An 18,944-nucleotide genomic window follows, 5' to 3' on the forward strand; every position below is an offset into this window, starting at 1 on the left:
ATATAGATACAGTAAATCGCAAAGCAACCAGCAAAAAGGCATAGAGGTGATGAATGGCCGTCGAAGTGGTGTACCGCAGCAGCCGCGACCCGGAGCGCTTGTTCATGGATAAGGCCGAAGCAGACCGTCACGACAAGATGCTCGAACTGGCCGAGCGCCTGGCCGAAGTGCTGCACAAGGCGGTGCCGTCGCTGACCGAGCAGCAGGTCGAGGAAGCCGGTATCTACATGGCGAAGAACCGCGATGTGTTCGCCCGGGCGTTCAAAAGCCAGCCGGATGCGCTGGCCGAATTGCTTGAGGGTACTGCTGCCGAATGATATCGCTGGAGGGGTGCGTGTTTACCCGCGAAGTGGCCCACCACGCCATCATCAACCTTCAGCCATACAACAACCGCTCCGCCAACATCTGCGCCACCCTTGCCGGCGAACGCTTCTCCGCCTGCGCATGGCCAAACACTTCGGTCAGCCGTGAAGGGATCCGCGCCAGGTGCGCAGTAATCGTGCGCTGGTCTTCGCCACGGTGGGTGAGAGCCACATAGATCAGCCCACCGGCATTGATCACGTAGTCAGGTGCATACAATATGCCGCGCGACTCCAGTTGGTCTGCCACCTGCAAGGTAGTCAGCTGGTTGTTGGCCGCCCCCGCCACTGCCGCACAACGCAGTTGCATCACGCTCTGCCCGTTCAGTACCGGGCCCACGCCGCAGGGTGCAAAGATATCGCAAGGGGTACTGATCAACGCATCGTTGGTCACCGGTTTGGCATCGAACTGCTCCATCGCCAGCCGCACCCGCCCCGGGTCCAGGTCGCTGACCAGCAGCTCCGCGCCCACCGCATGCAATTGCTCCGCCAGTGCATAACCGACATTGCCCAACCCCTGCACCGCTATCCGCAAGCCTCTCAGGTCATCGCTGCCCAGCCGGAACGAGGTTGTGGCACGTATGCCCGCGAACACCCCCATCGCCGCATGTGGCGATGGGTCGCCCGACGCAGTGGTGCTGGTCACGTAGGGCGTGCTGTGGGCAATGCAGTCCATGTCCAAGGTCGAGGTGCCACTGTCCACGGCGATAATGAAGCGGCCATGGAAAGTATCGATGAAGCGGCCAAAGGCCTCGAACAGCGCGGCGCGGTTTTCCACATGCGGGTTGCGCATGATCACCGCTTTGCCACCCCCCATCGGTAAGCCGGCCAGTGCTGCCTTGTAGCTCATGCCCTGGGCCAGGCGAATCGCGTCGGTCATGGCGCTTTCGTCATCGGCATAAGGCAGGTAGCGGCACCCCCCCATGGCCGGGCCCAAATGCTCACTGTGGATTGCCACAACGGCTTTCAGGCCCGTAGGCGGGTCATTGAACAGGTGCAGTGACTGGGTACGGGTGCTTTGCATCAGCGCGAACATCGACCGGCTCCCCTACGAGGTGCTCCTTCCAGTATAGGCACGGCCTCGGCGTTGACGCCGCCGCCGGACCACTGGACGAAACCACGCGCCACAGCTAATACTCAAACGTGTGTGGAGATGCCCCATGAAGCCACGTCAAGCCTGCCTGGCCTGCCTGGAACGCGAGCCTGTCGACCTGCTGGAAGCCGCATTGTGGATTGCTGCCGAGCACGACCCTGGTGTCGAGCCCGCGGCCAGCCTTGCTGCGCTGCACGACCTGCAGCGCGAGATAAGCGCCAACCTGCCGATGCTTCCACTATGCGAACTGGCCCAGCCACTGCTGCGCCAGCTCAATGCGCTGGGTTTTCAGCAGGATGAATATCACCCCTTGCGCCCCCATGCGGCGATGATGGACAAGGTACTGCAGCGCCGCCGCGGCCAACCACTGACCCTGGCCATCCTCGCGTTGGAACTGGCCAGGCGCCTGTCCATACCGCTGGAGGGTGTGGGCTTCCCTGGCCATTTCCTGCTGCGCGTGCCGGGTGCCGACCACCTGCTCGATCCCTGTGGCGGCCGGCGCCTGTATCCCAGCGACTGCCGCGAATTGCTGGCGCGCCAGTTCGGCCCGCACCTGGCGCTGACAGCCGAGCACCTGCGCAGCGCCAGCCCGCTGCAGATGCTGCAACGCCTGTCACGCAACCTGCGCCAACTGCACATCAGTAACGACAACCACCTGGCGGCATTGATCGATGCAGAGCGGATCATGCAGTTGGGCCCGGTGCAGGTGAGCGACTACATGACTCGCGCCTCGCTCTACCATCATCTGGATTGCCCACAGGCCGAGCGCTTCGACCTGGAGCATGCATTGCTGCTGACGGAAGACCCGGTCCAGCGCCTGAAGCTGTCCGAGCGAATCGGCAAGCTTCCGGCGGCGAACCGTTCACTTCACTGAGCCGGGCTGTCCGGCTGCTGGGCGGGATGGGCCTTGGCGAACGCCGGGTGCGCGGCCGCCAGTGCGGCAACCCGCAGGATGCGCGGGAAGCTGTCGAGGTCGATGTTGAAGCGTTCGGCCGCGTACAACTGCGGGATCAGGTACACATCCGCCAGCCCAGGCGTGTCGCCAAAGCAGAAACCGTGATCGCCAATCAGTTGCTCCACTGCCGCGAGCCCTTGGCTGATCCAGTGGCCGATCCACTGGTTGACCTGCCCCTCATCCTGACCGGCCTGGCGCAGCCGGTTGAGCACACTGACGTTGTGCAGCGGATGAATGTCGCAACCAATGATGGCCGCCACCCCACGTACCTTGGCCCGTGCCTCGGCTGTGGCCGGCAGCAACGCAGGCTGTGGATAAACCTCTTCCAGGTACTCGATGATCGCCGGCGACTGCACCAGCACCTCACCACCGTCGGTGCGCAAGGCCGGTACGCGGCCCTGCGGGTTGACGGCTACATAGCCCTCGTCACGCTGCTCACCCTGCAGCAGGTTGACCGGCAGGGACTGGTAAGCCAGCCCCTTCAGTGCCAGGGCAATGCGCACCCGGTAGGACGAGGTGGAACGGTAATAGGTGTACAGCTCCATACCCCTGCCTCCTCAGTTGGCTGCGATGACCGTGCCGCGGCACTCACCGAAACCGATGCTGGCCACGCCGTCACGTGTGCAGCGGGCACGCAGGATGATTTCGTCGCCGTCTTCGAGGAATTTGCGCACCTCGCCGCTGGCCAGCTCGACCGGCAGTTTGCCGCCTTCGGTGATCTCCAGCAGGCTACCGAACGATCCCGGCGTGGCGCCCGACAGCGTGCCCGAACCGAACAGGTCACCTGGCTGCAGCTGGCAGCCGTTGACACTGTGGTGCGCCACCAGCTGCGCCACGGTCCAGTACATGCTGCGGGTGTTGCTCAGGGTCAGGCGGTGCGGGGCAATGCCCTGCTCACGCATGCGCTCGGTCAGCAGCAGCACTTCGAGTTCGATATCGAATGCACCGCTGGCCTGGTCGCGCTTGTCCAGCAGGTACGACAGTGGCTGCGGGTCGCCCTCCGGGCGCTCCGGCTGGGCGCAGCGGAACGGCTCCAACGCTTCGGCGGTGACTACCCAGGGCGAAATGGTGGTGATGAAGCTCTTGGACAGGAACGGCCCCAGTGGCTGGTATTCCCAAGCCTGGATATCGCGCGCCGACCAATCGTTGAGCAGGCACAGGCCGGCTACGTGCTCGGCAGCGTCGCCTACCGGAATTGCCTGGCCCATGTCATTGCCCTGGCCAATCCAGATACCCAGTTCCAGTTCGTAGTCCAGACGAGCGCAAGGGCCGAAGCTCGGCTCGGTGTGCCCGGCCGGCAGGGTCTGACCCTTGGGCCGGCGCACGTCGGTGCCGGACGGGCGGATGGTGGAGGCGCGGCCGTGATAACCGATCGGTACGTACTTGTAGTTGGGCAGCAGTGGGTTGTCGGGGCGGAACAGTTTGCCCACGTTCTTCGCATGCTCGATACCAACGTAGAAATCGGTGTAGTCACCGATCTGCGCTGGCACGTGCAGCTGGCAGTCGCTGGCCGGGAGCAGCGCCGGCTTCAGGGCTGCCTGGTGTTCGCTGTGCTCGCCCAGCAGCACCTGCAAACGCTCGCGCAGGGCTACGCGGGCGTTGCGGCCCAAAGCGAAGAATGCGTTCAGAGCCCCGCCGCGGGTGGCTTCAACGGCGGCCTTGGCCGCCCCGTCGAACAGGCCGGCGGCCAGCACCGCCTCCAGGTCGAGGATCGCGTCGCCGATGGCCACGCCACAGCGCCTGGCTTCACCCGGCCGGCTGAAGATGCCCAATGGCAGGTTCTGCAGGGGGAAGTCGCTGTGCCCGTTGGCGTGCTCGACCCAGCTACGGGCATTGGCAGAGTGGTTCATGGGTTATCTCCGGTTCGGGTTGAAGGTGCTCGGCAAAGTCGCCCAGCAACTATCGTAGTCGGCCTGCAATTGCGAGCATTCAAGGGCTTGCAGGCTCGGGCGCAACACTTGGCTGGTCTCGAACATGAAGGCCATGGTGTTGTCGATCTTGTGTGGCGCCAGGTCAGCGGCAATGGCCTTTTCACAGGTTTCGGCGTCGGGGCCATGGGCACTCATCACCCCGTGCAACGAGGCACCACCCGGCAGGAAGCCCTCGGCCTTGGCGTCGTAGGCGCCATTGATCAGCCCCATGAACTCGTTCATCAGGTTGCGGTGGAACCATGGCGGACGGAAGGTGTTCTCGGCCACCATCCAGCGTGGCGGGAAAATCACGAAGTCCATGTTGGCCATACCATGCACGCTGGTTGGCGAGGTGAGCACGGTGAAGATCGAGGGGTCCGGGTGGTCGAAGCTGACCGTGCCGATGGTGTTGAAGCGGCGCAGGTCATACTTGTACGGCACGTTGCTGCCATGCCAGGCCACAACGTCCAGTGGCGAGTGCTGCAGCTCGCAGGCCCAGTGTTCACCCAGGAACTTCTGTACCAGCTGCACCGGGCCTTCCGCTTCTTCGTAGTGGGCCACAGGCGTGAGGAAGTCGCGGGGGTTGGCCAGGCCGTTGCTGCCGATCGGGCCCAGGTCCGGCAGACGCAGCGGCGCACCGTGGTTTTCCGCGATGTAGCCACGGGCCTGGCCGTCAAGCAGTTCGACGCGGAACTTCATGCCACGTGGGATCACCGCAATTTCCAACGGTTCGACCTCCATCACGCCCAGCTCGGTGGCGATACGCAGGCGGCCCTGTTCCGGCACCAGTAGCAGCTCACCGTCTGCGTTGAAGAACACCCGTTCCATGGACCGGTTGGCGCGGTAGATATAGATGCTCACGCCAGCCGGTTTTTCCGCTGCGGCGTTGGCAGCCATGGGCAGCCAACCTTCGATGAAATCGGTCGGTTCAGCAGGAATCGGCTGCGGGCTCCAGCGCAGGCGGTTGGGGTTGATGCCACCCAGTGGCCCGCCGAGCGGCTGGCGCGCCAGGCGCTCGAAGCGTGGGTGCAAGGCAGAAGGGCGAATGCGGTACAGCCAGGTACGGCGCAGCTCGCTGCGGGTCATGGTGAACGCCGTGCCCGACAGCAGCTCGGCATACAGGCCATACGGGGCCTTCTGCGGGGAGTTCTGCCCGACAGGCAGCGCCCCGGGCAATGCTTCGCTGGCGAATTCGTTGCCGAAGCCGCTCAGGTAGTGAAGGTCGGGCGACGTGTCGCGGTTCATCGATGCCTCCGGGTTTTGTTTTTATCGTAATCAGATTACGAATAACGTAATTTGCTCCGTTCAAGGCGTCAAGCTATAAAGGCGACACGATAAACCCGGAACCTCCCCTCCCATGGCCAAAGCCAACGCCTCCACCGACACCGGCAAGCAGAAGGTCCGCTCGGCGGAAGTCGGCACCGACATCCTCAAGGCCCTCGCTGAACTCTCGCCCTCGACGTCACTATCACGCCTGGCCGAGCACGTGCAGATGCCTGCGAGCAAAGTGCATCGCTACCTGCAGGCGCTGATTGCCAGTGGTTTTGCCGAACAGGATACGGCCACCAACCATTACGGGCTGGGGCGCGAGGCATTGCGGGTGGGGCTGGCGGCGCTGGGCAGCATCGATGTGCTGAAGGTGGCGGCAATGCCGTTGTCGCAGTTGCGAGATGAGCTCAACGAAAGCTGCTTCATCGCCGTGTGGGGCAACCAGGGGGCCACGGTAGTAAGCATCGAACCTGCCGTGCGCGCGGTCACCGTGGTGACCCAGATCGGTTCGGTGCTGCCGTTGCTCAGTTCGTCCACTGGCCTGGTATTCGCCGCCTACCTGCCCGAGCGAGAAACCCAGGAACTGCGCGACAGGGAACTGGCCGCATTGCAACAAACCGCCAGTGACTACCACACACTGCTGGCCGGCATCCGCGAAAAGGGCCTGCACCATGTGCATGGCCTGCTGATGCCGGGGGTGGATGCGCTGTCGGCGCCGGTATTCAACGCCATGGGGCAGATCGCCGCGGTGATGACCGTGGTCGGGCCGACGTCGATCTTCCATGCCGATGAACATGGGCCGGCGGCGCAGCGCCTGCTCACGGCCGCACGAACCGTGAGCTGGCGCATGGGTTACGCGGGCAACCCACACTGCGCTTCGACGTCTAGCGTTTCCTCCTCGACGAGCCAGAGCAGTTCCTGAGAGAAGCCGTCATAAAGGGCGGGCGCCACCTCACTCACCAAATCGCCGTAGTCATCGCATAGCCGCCCGATCACACGCGAGAATGCCGTGGGCTGAGACACCTCTGCCCGGGAAAGCACGGTGATGTATTTCTGTGCGGCACCGAACAGCCGCACCAAGACCCCCGTGGAAGCCACCGTTCCTGCAACCCCCGCCGCGAACGACAGCAAGGCGGCGGAACGGTCGCCATCGCTCCATGCGATGGCCCCGGTGACGAAGGACCTGGCCGCACAGAACAGCCCGACGGCCATAGCTGCCGGCGGAAACGGCACGGTGAGGATGCCGGCCAGTACGATCCCCCACTCCACCACCACGGCCGAAATACGCTCGGCAGCGTCGGCGCTGTCTTCAGCGGCTTCGTTGATCATCCGCCTGATACGTTTCTCCAGGTCCTGGACAGGATCCCCGATACGCCCGGTCTCGCCTATCGGCGGCCGCACGCCCCTGCCTCGGGCAACGGCGTCCAGCACCACCTCAATGCCATCCCCGGCGCGCAGTTGCTCTTCGATCAATACGTTCAGGCGCGCCTGGTTCGATAACGGCACGCGGTCTTGGCAATAACCTGCCAAGTCGTGCTCACGCCAAGTCCTTGCCAGCTCGCTGAGGGTCCGCAGCGTGGGGCCTTGCTCGATTTCTGGCAGATAGACCAAGGGCTCAAGCTCGCGGTCACGAGCATGCTTCAGCAGGTAGGCACCTTGAACGGGGCAATCGTCCATCCACAACGGATAAAGGTTGCACGCCGCGTCGATCGAGGTCCCCGAAAAGCTGTCGATCACCGACTCCAGCCACTGCGCATGGCGGCCCGACAAGCTGCCCTGAAGTTTCTCGCTGAGCACGGCACGCCTGATCTTCAAAGCGAAGAGCGTGCGATAACACTGCCTGAGCCTTTCATATTCCGGCCTGGAGCGGTCGAGTAACTGCGCTTTCACTTCTTCGATGTACTTGTTGCCCAGGTCGGCAGCACGGATGTAGCTCCCCAGCAGCGCCGGGCTCAGGTGCGAGATATCCTGGCCGGTAGCCGAGGTGATGCGGGCAAAGTCGGAGAAATTGTAATACGTGGGATAACCTTTGATGACAGTCTGTGTCAGTGTGCGAATTGCATCCTCTTCCAGCGTTATCAATACCTGATCCGGGTTGATTGGGCCGCCGCGATTGCCCGGGTATGAGTTGATCTTTTCCGTCACCTGTCGATGGGCGAAGGTGCGAAAGCTCGGCATCTTCATCAGCGACTGATACCTGGCCTGCGCCAGCTTGAGCAGTTGATCGATATCAACCAGTGCCTGCTGCTCGGCACGACTGGCGTTGATGAACCAGCTTGGCGTGGTGGCCTGTTGATCCTCGATCAGGGCAAGGATCTTGCGCTTGGCCAGAGCTTTGAGCACATCCGGCCACTGCTGCGACTTGATCGGCGCGAGCGTCACGCTGTGCATGGACCAGTCGGTGGGTAGCAGCTCGACCTTGCGCAAATGGCGCTTGAGCGAATCATGCTGGGCCCGCGAGCATTGCCCCAGCAGGTATTCACTGCCTACCGGCCACAAGGTCCAGCTACCGATTTCGAGCGCCATTTTTTCGAGTGAGTCGAAAAGATGAAAATCGCCTCCCGGCGCCCCAGGGGCATAGAGCAGGTACTGATCGCCCTGCACCAGGCACAGCAGGTCCTTCAAGGGCGTTTGCGCACCATCGAGGCAAACCAGACCGGCGCTGATGACATTGGCCTGCATTTTCCCCAGGCGTGCGTGGTGCAACAGATCGAACGCCGCCGGGTGAAAACCCTGATGACGAGCGGCCTGATTGGCCAGCGCCAGCCGCGCATCGAGAACCTCACACAGTGCGGCCATGGTCAAAGCGTCGTCATAGAGCGTACGGATCTGCTTGACGTAGTTCACGCGCAAATCCAGTTTTTCGATCACGCTCTGGATAGAGGTACTCCCCAACAATGAACGGTGCCGCTCACCCAGGACTTCGACCTTGAGCTGGCCCCCGCTGTAGCCACCACTCAGCGCCCAATCGAGCAGAGTGTGTTTCATCGCCTGCTCAGGGTCATCGACGTGACTGACACGCAGTCGTACCTGCTCGGGGTCGATATCCAGGCCAAGGGCTTGCTGGACCTGTTTCCTGGCGAAGCTGCGCAGGTCGCGCCATTGCGCCAGACGCTCGGTGCAACGCTGCTCCTTCACCTGCAGGTCATCTTCCAGCTGTCGATAGGCTTGCAGTTCCTCGCCCTGCATGAACCGCCGCCATTCGGGCAGCAGGCTGGTGCGGTACGCTCGCACATGCCGCGTCGCACGTTTCTGCAGCGCAGCCACCAGAGGCTCAAGCCGAGCCGCACTGTCGAGCTGGGCCAGACGCCGGGCGTCATCGACCTTGACCCACAGGCTGCGCCGGGTGGCTTCAAGCTGGATAGCCTGCAGATCACGGATGAAATACCTGTGAAGTGGCACCTGCAGCGGCACGAAATCGAGTGTCAAACCCTCCGTAGACAACGCCGCTCGCTCTTGCGAAGACAACAGCCAACGCAACGGGCTGCCTTCAGCAAAGGCAGGGGCGAGTTCACGGGCTGCGCGCGCGCGTTCAGTGTCGAACCAGCAACCGCTGGCCAGGCTGTAAATCAGAAAATCCGCAGGTGCGTCCGGGTTCTGTTCGAGGTCATGACGGCTGGCGACGACACCCGGCAAACGAAAACGCAAATCTCCGGCAACCAGGTACACCTCATGCTTGTTTGCGTCCCCGTCCTGTTCGAGGGCCTCGATACCGGCTTCCCAGGCCTTGAACGTAAGGGCCTTGAGGCGCGTTTCGGCAAACATCAGCTGGATCAAACGGGACGCCAGGGTAAGTGGTTTCAAACTTAATCTGGACTGTTGCTCCCACCACTGGTCAAGAACCGCCTGCCTTTGCGGCACAAGCGACTCGACAACCGCCAACGGTAAACGCTTCTGCTCGGTGAACTGTTGCCGATGAGCCTCCGGGATCAGGCTGGCCAGTTGCGCAACCGTAGCCATCAGTTGTTGCAGCTCCTGGGCGTGAGCCATCATGGCCTTCACCTGTTCTTTCACAGAGCGTGCATCTGGGCACCCCTCACCGAGATCGGGGGTGCCAAAATTGAAATCGAAAGACATGAACTGTGCTCCAAAATTACCGAAGCAGCAGAGTGAACGGATGATAAAGGCAATAGCGCAGGGAAGCTTACCCAGCACTTGGCACTGTTGCCTGATACGTAACGGTGAATGTCGACAGAAGCTATTTTTCCTGACGGATCAAGCGCTTATTCTTGACTCACTGGCCGGCTTGAAGGGCTCTCCCCCCCGCCTTTCAAGCCTGCCAGGTTCACCGACGTAGATTTTGAAGCTCCTTGATCTGACGTCTCGATTGGCCGCTGCGGCTTGCAGCGGCCTTTTTTTTGGCGTCGGAACATGCACCCTGGCTGCCAGGTGGCCGACGCTGAAGCCTCGTCATGACCACGCCACTTTTGGCGGGTAGAAGCTCAGCGGCTGCTCACGAAAGGCCAGGTAGTGGCGCAGCACCTGCACCGGCGCTTCAGTATGCGGGTAATGGCCAATGCCCAGTAACTGCACGGTGTCCGGCTCCGGCACCAGTTGCCGGTAGCGCTCAAGCATGTGCGCGCCGGAAAGCGGGTCGACCACGCCATTGATCAAGCGCAGCGGCACGCCTTTACGTTGCATCGCCCCGACCCAGCGTTCGCGGTGCAACCTGCGCTCCGGCATGTAGCCCACCAGCTTATGCAGGATGCGCGTGCCCCGGTTGGCAGCGATCAGGCTCCAGAAATCATCCAGCGCGCTTTCACTGGGATGGGTGCAGGGGCCGTACACCTGCATCACATTCCGCACCAGGTCGTCACGCCCGAACGAGCGCCCGACCAGCCAGCCAAAGCGGCTGAGCAGCAGCTTCTGGATCAGTAGCATGCGGCAGCTTTCGGGGAACAGCCCGCTGTTGAGAAACACGCAACTGGCGATGTCGGCACGCTGCTCATGGTGTCGCGCCAGCAGTTCCTGAGCCACGCTGCCGCCGTAGTCGTGGGCCAGCAGGTGCACGGGCTGCGCGACCTGCAGATGGGCAAGCAATGCCTGCTGCAGGTCTGCCTGCTCCATCAGGCTGTAAGTGTGATCGACGGGCTTGTCCGAATCACCAAAGCCGAGCATGTCGCAAGCGATCACCCGGAAACGTTGGCTCAGAGGGCCCCACAGGTAGTGCCAATCCCAACTGGCGGTGGGGAAACCGTGTAACAGAAGCAGAGGCTCTCCTTGCCCTGCGGTCCAGTAGCGGATGCTCTGGCCCCGGAACATGAAACTCTGTGCCCGGGTACGCCAGACGCACAATGGAATCTCGGCCATAGGCATCAGATGGGTCCCGGTGTAGTGGTATTGGCGGAATAGGGCAAGGCTGCGGTCATTGCATGTCACCTCGGCACTTACATGTGCTCTCTATGTCGAGGCAAAGTCTAGCCAGCAGCCCATTGGCTGGAACTTGCGTTGCCAGCCAGCTTGATGACTGAGCGAGTCAGTGGCACGAACGGTCAGAGCAGCAATGCCAACAACGGCGCCGCGAACAGGTTGAGCAGCCCGGTCAGGACCATCACCAGGCCGGCCACCGAGCCTTCCTCACGGCCCACTTCCTGCGCCCGGCTGACCCCGGCACCATGCGCGCCAACACCGAACAGCGCCCCCCGTGCCAGCGGCGTACGCAGCGGCAGCCAACGCAACAGCACACCGCCGAACATGGCACCAAGCACGCCGGTGAACATCACGAACACCGCGGTCAGTTCTGGCACTCCACCCAGGTCATGGGCCAGGGGCATGGCAAATGGCGTGGTGATCGAGCGCGGCACCAGCGACAGGCTGGTTGCGCTGTCCAGCGCCAACAGGTGCGCCAGCCCCCAGGAGCTGGCGATCGAGGCACTGCTGCCGGCGACCATGCCCACCATCAGGGCCGGCCAATGACGCGCCAGCATGGCCCGCTGCTGCCAGATCGGCACCGCGAAGGCGACAGTCACCGGGCCGAGCACGCCCATCAACCAGTGGGTGTTGCGCGCATACTCGGCATAGGCCGTATGCAGCGGCACGGCCACAGCCAGCAGCAACACCGGCACCAGGATCAACGGCGACAGCAGGTAGCGCTGGCTACGCCGATACAACCAACGGCTGCCCAGGTAAGCCAGCAAGGTCAAGGCCAACCAGAACAACGGCATGGGTTCAAGGCTCACGACGCAGCCTCCAGCGGCACACCATTTCAACGGTCATGGCGGTCACAATCATCACCATCAGCGTGCTCACGGCGATCACCAGCAAGATGCGCCAGCCCTCTTCACGGATCAATGCGCCATAGTCGAGCAGGCTCATCAGCGCCGGGATGAAGAACAACAGCATCTCAGCCATCAGCCAGCCGGCCCCCAATTGCAGCATGGCCGGTTTGAGCACACCTGAAGCGAACAGTATCAACAGCAGTGCCAGGCCCATCACACCACCGGGGATCGGCCAGCCCAGCCAACTGGCAATCTGGCCACCGAGCAGGAACAGGGCACAGAGAACCGCCAGCTCGACGAGCAGGCGCAGGGCTTTTTTCAATAATGCAGGTTTCATGGCGGGGTTCCTCGACAGGCCCTCATTTTAAGATTTGGCTGCCTAGGCCAGAAGCGAATTGTTAGACTGCCTGCCATTCCAGAATGGAATCGAAGCAATGGAATTCAAACAACTGCGCAGCTTTATCGAAGTGGTCCACCGCGGCGGTTTTACCCAGGCCGCACAGACCCTGCACATCAGCCAGTCGGCCGTGAGCAAGCAGGTGGCCCAGCTTGAGCAAGATGTGGGCCAGCCGCTGCTGGAGCGCCAAGCGTCGCACCTGCACCTGACCGCTGCCGGGCGCATCGTGCTGGAGCGTGGCGAAGCCCTGCTGCGCCAGCGCCAGGCGCTGCTCAACGAGCTGGACGATCTCAGCCAGATGGAGCGTGGCGAACTACGCCTGGGCTTGCCGATGCTTGGCAGCGACACGCTGTTCGCCGGCTTGTTCGCCGAGTACCGGCGGCGCCATCCGAACATCGCCATCCAGCTGCTTGAAGGCGGCAGCCGCAGCGTCGAACAGGCCGTCAGAAGTGGCGAACTGGAACTGGGCGGCTGTTTGACGCCCACCGACGAGGCATTCGACTACCAGCCCTTCTGCAACGAACCGCTGGATGCCTTGCTGCCGGCGGGCCATGCTCTGGCGGGCCTGGACGCCGTGGGCCTGGGGCAACTGGCCGATACACCGTTCCTGCTGTACCAGCGCAGTTTCGTGCTCAACGACCGGCTGCTGAAGGCGTGCCAGCAGCAGGGCTTCACCCCCAAGGAAGGCGGGCGCAGCGGCCAGGCGGATTTTTTGGCGGCGCTGGTGGCGGCGGGCCAGGGCGTGGTGATGCTGCCCCGGGTGGTGGCAAAAGTGCTGGAGCGCCCCGGGGTGGTGCGTGTGCCGTTGCATGCGCAGGAGGATTTGCGTTGGGATATCGCGTTTATCTGGCGGCGTGGCGCCTACCTGTCACGGGCGGCGCAGGCGTGGTTGGCCTTGTTGCGCGAGCCCCACGGCTAACACGCCTGCACAGGTGCCGGGTCAGGCGTTCAGTGCGCTCGCCAACTCAGCCAGCCAAGGCTCGGCATCCGCCTCCGGGGTCACCGTCTCGCTCGCATCCAGGCGCAGCATTGGCTGCACTTCGCGCACGCCCAGTTCGGCGAACAGCTCACGCATCTGCTCGCCACCCCCGCAATAGGTATCGCCGTAGCTGGAGTCGCCCAGCGCGATCACCGCGCCAGGCAGGCCGCGCCAGGCCGCAGGCAGTGTGTCACGAAGGGTGCTGTACAGCGGCATGAGGTTGTCCGGCAACTCACCCATGCCGGTGGTAGAGGTCACGGCCAGCAAGGCGTCGGGGGCAAAGCCCTGAAGATCCTGAAGGGTGGCACGCGCAGCATGCCAGGCCTCGAACCCCGCCGCCTTGAGCAGCGATTCAGCATGACGGGCGACTTCTTCGGCGGTGCCATAGACCGAGCCGGAAATAATGGCGACTTTCATCGGGTAGAGGATTCCGAAACTGAGTGAAAACGTAGGATACTAGCATTCAACGCTGGCAAAAGGCCGCCGTTACCCACGTCGCCATCTTCCGTTTTTCTTTACCAATGGCCCGGACATGATCAACGCGCAATTGCTGCAATCGATGGTCGATGCGTCCAATGACGGCATCGTGGTTGCCGAAAAGGAAGGCGACGACACCATCCTGATCTACGTGAACGCCGCTTTCGAATGCCTCACTGGCTACAGCCGTGACGAGATTCTCTACCAGGATTGCCGGTTCCTGCAGGGTGACGACCGTGACCAGCTTGGCCGCGCACGCATCCGCAAGGCCATGGCCGAGGGCCGCCCATGTCGCGAAGTGCTGCGCAACTATCGCAAGGATGGCAGCGCCTTCTGGAACGAGCTGTCGATCACGCCGGTGAAGAGCGACTTCGACCAGCGCACCTACTTCATCGGCATCCAGAAAGACGTCAGCCGCCAGGTCGAACTGGAACGGGAGCTGGCAGAACTGCGCGCTCGTCCGAAACCCGACGAACGCGCCTGAACCAAGTCCGCCACGCACGGTCAATTCCGTTGAAGAAATCGCCACCACCGAGTTCGATCATGCAAGCAGACGCGCTCCTGACCCAGGACGAGCTGGATTTCATACAGAACATGCAGCATTCGCCGCAACTTAACCTGGCTGACACCATGTCGAGCCTGCTGGTCAATGGCGACCGCCGCATACAAAGCTTGCTCACCCGGTTGGTGGCTAACGAGCAGGTGACCTTGCAGGCCCAGTTCAACAACCAGCAGATCAGTTTCCCGCTGCAGCTGGTAGAGGACGAGTTCCACGCCCTGCACCTGCAGCTGGGTTCACCGGAAATCTACGAAGACGGCCCCATGCTGCGCCCATGGCGCTTGTCGCTGGACCAGCCGAGCGCACTGCTCAATGCCCATGACGAGGCAAGCGGCCTGTGGGTGCGCGAGATTTCCTTCAAAGGCGTGTTGCTGGAAGTCCGTGATTTGCCAACAGCCCCCACCCGCTTCGAGCTGCGCTTCGCCCCCGGCGGCATCACCCCGATCGAACTGCATGGTGTGTTGGGCCGGCGCATCGGCACGGACCTGGCTGCCTACGACCTCGGCCAAAGCCCAGCCGAAGAAATCGAACGCCTGCGCGACTACATCCTCCAGGCCCACCGCCACGCCCACCCCGAACTGCACACTCAAGTATCGAGCTGACGGGCCAGAAACTGCCGCAAGCGCTGACGCATCACACTGCCCTGCGCGCCCAGGCAGGCTACAGGGCTGCCAGCCAGGCTGTCCTGTACCGCTTCCGCTACTTCACCAGCCAGTAACAACGGGCATTCCAGCATCGATGCCAGGCGCTTGAAGTGCCGGGCGAGTTCTGCTGTGGGCGACTGATGGGAAAACAGCACCAGGGCGTCCGGCTTCAGCCGTTCGCAGACCAGCGCAAGCTCTTGCAGCGGCTGCCCGTTAGCCAGTGGGATCACGCGTGTTTCGTCGCTGCCCAGTATCAGGCTGGTTACCAGCAACTCAAGCTCATGGCACTGCCCCGGCAATGGCGCCAAGAGCACGGTGCGGCTACACGGCACACGGGCCAGCTGCAAGCGGGCGAAAACCCGACCGCGCAGGAACTGGTCATAGAACAGCCATTCGCTGGCCTGCCCATAGCCGCCTTGCCGAACGACCATGTCATGCCAAACCGGCATGAACACATCGGCGAAAACCTGGTCCAGGGTGTTGGCCGCGAACACCTCGTCATAGAGGCGATTCAGGCTCGCCACATCGAAGTGTTGTACCGCCAGGCGAATCTGGTTTTGCCAGCGCAGGCAGGCGTCCACCGCGCCGCCAGCCTGCCCGGAGAGCGCATTGTCGCGAGCGAGAATGCTGCCCACCTTGCTGACCGCCACGCCGCGCTCCAGCCAACCGAGGATACGGCGGATTTCATCGATATCAGCCAGGGAATACAGGCGGTGGCCACTGTCGGTACGGATGGGCTGGATCAGCCCATAACGGCGTTCCCAGGCGCGAAGGGTCACGGCGTTGACACCGGTCAAGCGTGACACTTCACGAATCGGAAACAGCTCCTGCTGCTCGAAACTCGCATCGATCACCGGTTTACGTCCCTGCTCGTTCATCTGCACGAAGTACCCTGAGTGCGTAAAAACTGTGCACATAGCTTACTACGACTGTGTCGGTCTGTTGGACCCACCGTTTGCCAGCTGATAGTTGCCGAGGAACGCAACTTCGCGATAATGCGTGCCCGATTCTTGCATGCACGACTGCGTCGCCCACCACCCCGGGCCACACAGCCAAAGGGCCAGCTACCCGCCAGCCCCGTTGCCAGGAGATACACAATGTCTACCCCACCCGTCACCCTCATGGTGTCGCGCCGCGCCGCCCATGGCCGCTACCAGGACCTGCTGGCCTGGCTGCACGAAGGCGAACAGCTGGCCACCGACTTCCCTGGCTACCTCGGCTCGGGCATCCTTGCCCCGCCCCGGGATGGCGACGAATTTCAGATCATCTTCCGCTTCAGCGACGAGCCGACGCTGCATGCCTGGGAGCACTCCGCCTCTCGCCGCGCATGGTTACAACGCGGCAACGGTCTGTTCGAACGCCCCAAAGAGGCGCGCGTTAGCGGTATCGACGACTGGTTCGGCACCAACACGGTGCGGAAACCGCCACGCTGGAAGCAGGCCGTGGCCATCTGGCTGGCGTTTTTCCCAGTTTCGCTGGCCTTCAACCTGCTGTTCGGCCATTGGTTGACGGCACTCGACCTCGTGCCCCGGGTACTGCTCAGCACCCTGGCCCTGACGCCGGTCATGGTGTACCTGTTCATCCCGCTGTCCACCCGCCTGCTAGCCAGTTGGCTGCATGCCTCCCCGGCCACTGCCGGCGCCTTGCGCAGCCGCTGAGGCCAGGCCATACAACAGGGAAACAGTTCGGGTATGCTGGGTGGCAACCAAAGGACAGACAAGTTGACCACCCCGAACATGAACAGCCCCATTCTCGTTACCGGAGCCAGCCAGCGCGTCGGGCTGGCCCTGGCCCTCGAACTGGCACAGGCCGGCCATACGGTGGTCAGTGCCAGCCGCAGCATCCAGCCGCAGGCAGCCCACCCCAACATCGTGCAGTTTCAGGCCGACCTGTGCCAGGCGGGCGACCGCCAGGCGCTGATCGATCACCTGCACGATCGTTACGACGGACTGCGCGCCATCATCCACAACGCCTCGCTATGGCTCGACGACGGCCTCGACAACCTCGAGACCATGTTCCGCCTGCACGTCGAAGCGCCCTACCACCTCAACCTGGCCCTGGGCGACCTGCTGGCCAAGGTGGAAAAGGCCGACATCATCCACATCTGCGACGAAACCTCCTCGCGCGGCAGTAAAAGCCACATCGGCTACGCCGCCACCAAGGCCGCGCTGCAGAACATGGTGCTGTCATTCGCCGAAAAATATGCGCCCAAGGTGCGTGTGAACGGTATCCTGCCTGGGCTGCTGATCCTCAAGGAAGGGGGTGACGACGCCTACCGCCAGCAAACCCTGAAAAAGGCCCTGCTGGAGTTCGAACCCGGCGCCGGCCCGCTGATCGAGACCGTCAAGTACCTGCTCGCCAGCCAGTACAGCACCGGCAGCCAGGTGGTCATCAACGGTGGCCGCCACCTGAAGAACCGCATGACTTGAGAGAAGACCATGACCCCACAGCAACAGCTCGAGCTCGAGGCCGCCGCGTTCCGGCGCCTGGTCGAACACCTGCAAAAGCGCACCGATGTACAGAACATCGACCTGATGAACCTGTCCGGTTTCTGCCGCAACTGCCTGTCCAAGTGGTACAAGGCCGCCGCTGACGAGCGTCAGCTGGACCTGAGCCTGGATGATGCCCGCGAAGCGGTGTACGGCATGCCCTACGCCGAGTGGAAAGCCCAATACCAGAAAGAAGCCAGCGCCGAACAACAAGCGGCGTTCGAAAAAGGAAAACCTCGTGACTGACCTGAATACCCTGCGCGCAAGCCTGGCCAGCGGCCAACATGTATTTGCCGATACCTTGGCGTTCATTGCCGACAACTACAGCTACCAGCCGCAGGCCTTCAATAACGGCGGCGTAGAGAATGCGGCAGGGCAGAACGAAGGTTCGTGCAAAACCCTGGGCCTGGCCTTGCTTGAAGGGCTGAGCGACCAGGAAGCGCTGCTGGCCTTCGGCGAACACTACCGTGATGTGCTGGCCACGCCTGAGGGCAGCGACCATGGCAACATCCGTGCACTGATCAAACACGGTCTGGCGGGTGTGAAGTTTGCTGCGCAGCCGCTTGCGCGCAAGGCTTGAGATTGCCGGGGCCGCTTTGCGGCCCCACGATCCCGCGCCCACCCTCAATCCATGATGATGCCTGGCCCCCCGCCTTCCAGCCTCCCCTGCCGCAACCACTGCAAGGCCACCGGCCACAGGCTTTCGCGAAACCGGTCATGGAAAAACGCGAAATGGCCAATTTCCTCGGCCGAGATATCCACAGGTGCAATGCGCAGGTGCTTTCGCTCGGCACCCTGTAGATAACCCAACAAACGCTCGGTCGCCGCCACGGTCCCGAAAGGGTCGTCCGTCAGACTGATGGCCAGCGTCGTCGCACGCACCTGGGCGAACGGTAGCGCCGCCAACGCCCGCCCGCTGGGGCGGTGCTCATAACGTGGGGTACGCGTGGTCCAGTCGTGTACCACGCCGGATGGCGTGTCTTCCAGCCAACCCAGGCGCTTGCCGGGAAAATAGCCGAATACCCGGGTCAGCAGCGGCATGACCACATGCCACTTGCCGAACAGCTGCCAGCGCTGGTTGGCCGCGTAGTCGCGCCAGTAGGCGAACTGCGCGCCAACCATCACGACCCGACGGATCAGGCCAGCCGACGGTGCCAGGCCTACTGCACAACCGCCGAAACTGTGCCCCACCACGTCCACCGGCTGACCTGGAAAATGCGCTGCCGCATGCGCCAGCATGGCTTCGAAATCCAGCCGGCCCCAGTCGCTCCAGGAGGCCTGGAAACCACGCAGCGACGCCGGCCGGGATTCGCCGATGCCACGGTAGTCGTAGGTCAGCACATCGCAGCCGTGGGCGAACAGGTAGTCGGCAAAGCGGGCGTAATAGCGGCAGCGTACCGAAGTGGCAGCGTTGATGATCACCAGCGGGCGCTGGGGGGCAGGTTGGGCGTGGCGCCAGCAGAAGCCGCCGAGGCGGTAGCCGTCGGCCGCGGGGTGGCGAAATGGGGTAGCAGGTTGGGTGAGGCTACTCATGGCGCATTCCCTGTCGTTGTGCGCCAAAACTAGCAAATATTTTGTAGCCTGTACCGGCCTCT

General features: G+C 62.8%; 21 protein-coding genes. 10 read left to right on the forward strand and 11 right to left on the reverse strand.

Annotated features, from left to right (window positions below):
* Window positions 1–53 precede the first annotated feature (53 nt).
* On the forward strand, window positions 54–317 hold the full coding sequence (locus PRJ_RS23250; RefSeq protein WP_003251679.1) for a YebG family protein: 264 nt from the start codon (window positions 54–56) through the stop codon (window positions 315–317).
* A gap of 58 nt (window positions 318–375) precedes the next feature.
* Here the strand turns inward: PRJ_RS23250 and PRJ_RS23255 are convergent, their stop codons facing one another.
* Window positions 376–1,395, reverse strand: coding sequence for a Glu/Leu/Phe/Val dehydrogenase dimerization domain-containing protein (locus PRJ_RS23255; RefSeq protein ID WP_104962549.1), 1,020 nt, complete (start codon window positions 1,393–1,395; stop codon window positions 376–378).
* A gap of 124 nt (window positions 1,396–1,519) precedes the next feature.
* Between PRJ_RS23255 and PRJ_RS23260 the strand changes: the two genes are divergently transcribed.
* Window positions 1,520–2,326, forward strand: a complete 807-nt coding sequence (locus PRJ_RS23260; protein WP_104962550.1) for a SirB1 family protein — start codon at window positions 1,520–1,522, stop codon at window positions 2,324–2,326.
* Here the strand turns inward: PRJ_RS23260 and maiA are convergent.
* Genes maiA through hmgA form a run of 3 tightly spaced genes read right to left on the reverse strand, consistent with a single transcriptional unit; the run spans window position 2,320 to window position 5,562 of the window.
* Window positions 2,320–2,952, reverse strand: coding sequence for a maleylacetoacetate isomerase (maiA, locus tag PRJ_RS23265; protein WP_104962551.1), 633 nt, complete (start codon window positions 2,950–2,952; stop codon window positions 2,320–2,322). The genes PRJ_RS23260 and maiA overlap by 7 nt on opposite strands.
* Before the next feature lie 12 nt (window positions 2,953–2,964).
* Window positions 2,965–4,257 (reverse strand): fumarylacetoacetase, encoded by a 1,293-nt coding sequence (gene fahA / locus PRJ_RS23270; protein WP_064491625.1) that lies wholly within the window; start codon window positions 4,255–4,257, stop codon window positions 2,965–2,967.
* A gap of 3 nt (window positions 4,258–4,260) precedes the next feature.
* Window positions 4,261–5,562 (reverse strand): homogentisate 1,2-dioxygenase, encoded by a 1,302-nt coding sequence (gene hmgA / locus PRJ_RS23275; protein WP_104962552.1) that lies wholly within the window; start codon window positions 5,560–5,562, stop codon window positions 4,261–4,263.
* A gap of 112 nt (window positions 5,563–5,674) precedes the next feature.
* On the opposite strand from hmgA, the gene PRJ_RS23280 reads away from it, so the two are divergent.
* The gene (locus tag PRJ_RS23280; protein ID WP_064491627.1) at window positions 5,675–6,508 is read left to right on the forward strand and encodes an IclR family transcriptional regulator; all 834 of its coding nucleotides are present in this window, start codon (window positions 5,675–5,677) and stop codon (window positions 6,506–6,508) included.
* On the opposite strand, the gene PRJ_RS23285 is transcribed toward PRJ_RS23280, so the two are convergent.
* The 4 genes from PRJ_RS23285 to PRJ_RS23300 form a co-directional block, all read right to left on the reverse strand.
* Window positions 6,439–9,663, reverse strand: a complete 3,225-nt coding sequence (locus PRJ_RS23285; protein ID WP_104962553.1) for a DUF6543 domain-containing protein — start codon at window positions 9,661–9,663, stop codon at window positions 6,439–6,441. The genes PRJ_RS23280 and PRJ_RS23285 overlap by 70 nt on opposite strands.
* A 333-nt stretch (window positions 9,664–9,996) precedes the next feature.
* Window positions 9,997–10,902 (reverse strand): alpha/beta fold hydrolase, encoded by a 906-nt coding sequence (locus PRJ_RS23290; protein ID WP_020192813.1) that lies wholly within the window; start codon window positions 10,900–10,902, stop codon window positions 9,997–9,999.
* Window positions 10,903–11,078: 176 nt separating this feature from the next.
* Complete coding sequence (locus tag PRJ_RS23295; protein WP_010955287.1) at window positions 11,079–11,765, reverse strand: LrgB family protein; 687 nt, start codon at window positions 11,763–11,765, stop codon at window positions 11,079–11,081.
* On the reverse strand, window positions 11,755–12,141 hold the full coding sequence (locus tag PRJ_RS23300; protein ID WP_020192814.1) for a CidA/LrgA family protein: 387 nt from the start codon (window positions 12,139–12,141) through the stop codon (window positions 11,755–11,757). The genes PRJ_RS23295 and PRJ_RS23300 overlap by 11 nt, the downstream gene beginning before the upstream one ends.
* A 97-nt stretch (window positions 12,142–12,238) precedes the next feature.
* Here PRJ_RS23300 and PRJ_RS23305 point away from each other — a divergent pair, with 97 nt between their 5' ends.
* Window positions 12,239–13,120, forward strand: a complete 882-nt coding sequence (locus PRJ_RS23305; RefSeq protein ID WP_010955289.1) for a LysR family transcriptional regulator — start codon at window positions 12,239–12,241, stop codon at window positions 13,118–13,120.
* 21 nt (window positions 13,121–13,141) lie between these two features.
* Here PRJ_RS23305 and PRJ_RS23310 read toward each other — a convergent pair whose 3' ends face one another.
* A complete protein-coding gene (locus tag PRJ_RS23310) occupies window positions 13,142–13,597 on the reverse strand; it encodes a flavodoxin (RefSeq protein ID WP_003251656.1) in 456 nt (151 codons plus the stop codon).
* 115 nt (window positions 13,598–13,712) lie between these two features.
* On the opposite strand from PRJ_RS23310, the gene PRJ_RS23315 reads away from it, so the two are divergent.
* Together PRJ_RS23315 and PRJ_RS23320 are read left to right on the forward strand one after the other, a co-directional pair.
* On the forward strand, window positions 13,713–14,141 hold the full coding sequence (locus PRJ_RS23315) for a PAS sensor domain-containing protein (protein ID WP_014592344.1): 429 nt from the start codon (window positions 13,713–13,715) through the stop codon (window positions 14,139–14,141).
* Window positions 14,142–14,200: 59 nt separating this feature from the next.
* On the forward strand, window positions 14,201–14,818 hold the full coding sequence (locus tag PRJ_RS23320) for a hypothetical protein (RefSeq protein ID WP_014592345.1): 618 nt from the start codon (window positions 14,201–14,203) through the stop codon (window positions 14,816–14,818).
* Here PRJ_RS23320 and PRJ_RS23325 read toward each other — a convergent pair.
* Window positions 14,803–15,738 carry a MerR family transcriptional regulator gene (locus PRJ_RS23325; RefSeq protein ID WP_104962554.1) on the reverse strand — a complete coding sequence of 312 codons (936 nt, stop codon included), beginning with the start codon at window positions 15,736–15,738 and terminating at the stop codon, window positions 14,803–14,805. The genes PRJ_RS23320 and PRJ_RS23325 overlap by 16 nt on opposite strands.
* A gap of 219 nt (window positions 15,739–15,957) precedes the next feature.
* Between PRJ_RS23325 and PRJ_RS23330 the strand changes: the two genes are divergently transcribed.
* Genes PRJ_RS23330 through PRJ_RS23345 form a run of 4 tightly spaced genes read left to right on the forward strand, consistent with a single transcriptional unit; the run spans window position 15,958 to window position 17,929 of the window.
* Window positions 15,958–16,518 carry a hypothetical protein gene (locus tag PRJ_RS23330; RefSeq protein ID WP_064491633.1) on the forward strand — a complete coding sequence of 187 codons (561 nt, stop codon included), beginning with the start codon at window positions 15,958–15,960 and terminating at the stop codon, window positions 16,516–16,518.
* A gap of 33 nt (window positions 16,519–16,551) precedes the next feature.
* Complete coding sequence (gene folM / locus PRJ_RS23335) at window positions 16,552–17,289, forward strand: dihydromonapterin reductase (RefSeq protein WP_010955293.1); 738 nt, start codon at window positions 16,552–16,554, stop codon at window positions 17,287–17,289.
* A 9-nt stretch (window positions 17,290–17,298) separates the two neighbouring features.
* Complete coding sequence (locus tag PRJ_RS23340; protein ID WP_010955294.1) at window positions 17,299–17,595, forward strand: DUF1244 domain-containing protein; 297 nt, start codon at window positions 17,299–17,301, stop codon at window positions 17,593–17,595.
* Window positions 17,588–17,929 carry a HopJ type III effector protein gene (locus PRJ_RS23345; protein WP_014592347.1) on the forward strand — a complete coding sequence of 114 codons (342 nt, stop codon included), beginning with the start codon at window positions 17,588–17,590 and terminating at the stop codon, window positions 17,927–17,929. The genes PRJ_RS23340 and PRJ_RS23345 overlap by 8 nt, the downstream gene beginning before the upstream one ends.
* A 44-nt stretch (window positions 17,930–17,973) precedes the next feature.
* Here PRJ_RS23345 and PRJ_RS23350 read toward each other — a convergent pair whose 3' ends face one another.
* Complete coding sequence (locus PRJ_RS23350; RefSeq protein ID WP_104962555.1) at window positions 17,974–18,882, reverse strand: alpha/beta fold hydrolase; 909 nt, start codon at window positions 18,880–18,882, stop codon at window positions 17,974–17,976.
* Between the last annotated feature and the right edge of the window lie 62 nt (window positions 18,883–18,944).

It is taken from the genome of Pseudomonas sp. XWY-1 (assembly GCF_002953115.1).
Lineage (GTDB): Bacteria > Pseudomonadota > Gammaproteobacteria > Pseudomonadales > Pseudomonadaceae > Aquipseudomonas > Aquipseudomonas alloputida.

Bases quoted from the DNA above. Each gene is read 5' to 3' on its own strand.
- PRJ_RS23255 (WP_104962549.1), bottom strand. From the start codon at position 1,395: ATGTTCGCGCTGATGCAAAGCACCCGTACCCAGTCACTGCACCTGTTC.
- hmgA (WP_104962552.1), bottom strand. From the start codon at position 5,562: ATGAACCGCGACACGTCGCCCGACCTTCACTACCTGAGCGGCTTCGGC.
- PRJ_RS23310 (WP_003251656.1), bottom strand. From the start codon at position 13,597: ATGAAAGTCGCCATTATTTCCGGCTCGGTCTATGGCACCGCCGAAGAA.
- PRJ_RS23315 (WP_014592344.1), top strand. From the start codon at position 13,713: ATGATCAACGCGCAATTGCTGCAATCGATGGTCGATGCGTCCAATGAC.
- PRJ_RS23300 (WP_020192814.1), bottom strand. From the start codon at position 12,141: ATGAAACCTGCATTATTGAAAAAAGCCCTGCGCCTGCTCGTCGAGCTG.
- PRJ_RS23305 (WP_010955289.1), top strand. From the start codon at position 12,239: ATGGAATTCAAACAACTGCGCAGCTTTATCGAAGTGGTCCACCGCGGC.
- PRJ_RS23320 (WP_014592345.1), top strand. From the start codon at position 14,201: ATGCAAGCAGACGCGCTCCTGACCCAGGACGAGCTGGATTTCATACAG.
- PRJ_RS23340 (WP_010955294.1), top strand. From the start codon at position 17,299: ATGACCCCACAGCAACAGCTCGAGCTCGAGGCCGCCGCGTTCCGGCGC.
- PRJ_RS23290 (WP_020192813.1), bottom strand. From the start codon at position 10,902: ATGCCTATGGCCGAGATTCCATTGTGCGTCTGGCGTACCCGGGCACAG.
- folM (WP_010955293.1), top strand. From the start codon at position 16,552: ATGCTGGGTGGCAACCAAAGGACAGACAAGTTGACCACCCCGAACATG.
- PRJ_RS23285 (WP_104962553.1), bottom strand. From the start codon at position 9,663: ATGTCTTTCGATTTCAATTTTGGCACCCCCGATCTCGGTGAGGGGTGC.
- PRJ_RS23250 (WP_003251679.1), top strand. From the start codon at position 54: ATGGCCGTCGAAGTGGTGTACCGCAGCAGCCGCGACCCGGAGCGCTTG.
- fahA (WP_064491625.1), bottom strand. From the start codon at position 4,257: ATGAACCACTCTGCCAATGCCCGTAGCTGGGTCGAGCACGCCAACGGG.
- PRJ_RS23325 (WP_104962554.1), bottom strand. From the start codon at position 15,738: ATGAACGAGCAGGGACGTAAACCGGTGATCGATGCGAGTTTCGAGCAG.
- PRJ_RS23350 (WP_104962555.1), bottom strand. From the start codon at position 18,882: ATGAGTAGCCTCACCCAACCTGCTACCCCATTTCGCCACCCCGCGGCC.
- PRJ_RS23260 (WP_104962550.1), top strand. From the start codon at position 1,520: ATGAAGCCACGTCAAGCCTGCCTGGCCTGCCTGGAACGCGAGCCTGTC.
- PRJ_RS23280 (WP_064491627.1), top strand. From the start codon at position 5,675: ATGGCCAAAGCCAACGCCTCCACCGACACCGGCAAGCAGAAGGTCCGC.
- maiA (WP_104962551.1), bottom strand. From the start codon at position 2,952: ATGGAGCTGTACACCTATTACCGTTCCACCTCGTCCTACCGGGTGCGC.
- PRJ_RS23330 (WP_064491633.1), top strand. From the start codon at position 15,958: ATGTCTACCCCACCCGTCACCCTCATGGTGTCGCGCCGCGCCGCCCAT.